1 protein-coding gene is annotated in these 269 nt (G+C 68.0%); it reads right to left on the reverse strand.

Going from position 1 to position 269, the window contains the following annotated elements; translation table 11 throughout:
- A partial coding sequence (locus PZA18_RS24585) for a hypothetical protein (protein ID WP_284103510.1) occupies positions 1-269 on the reverse strand: 269 nt, incomplete at both ends.

The following is a 269-nucleotide window of genomic DNA, read 5'->3' on the forward strand; positions in this document are numbered from 1 at the left end:
CGTAATAAGGCCCTTCCACCCCGGCCGGCAGGGTGATACGGCTGCTGGCGGTATAGCTGCCGCCACTGGCCAAGCCATCGGGGTTGCGATGGACGACCGAACCGACCTGCACCGCCCGCCGCAGATCGAACTGCGGGTCGGTGCTCAGATAGATATTGTCGATCCAGCCTTCGGTGCCACCCCAGACGGCCGCGCCGTGGTTGGTGACGGTCCAGCGGACTTCGACCGGCTCGCCCGAATCGGCCTGCGGCGCGACGGTCACCGCCGCT

Source organism: Parachitinimonas caeni, assembly GCF_030129945.1.
In the GTDB taxonomy this organism is placed as follows: domain Bacteria; phylum Pseudomonadota; class Gammaproteobacteria; order Burkholderiales; family Chitinimonadaceae; genus Parachitinimonas; species Parachitinimonas caeni.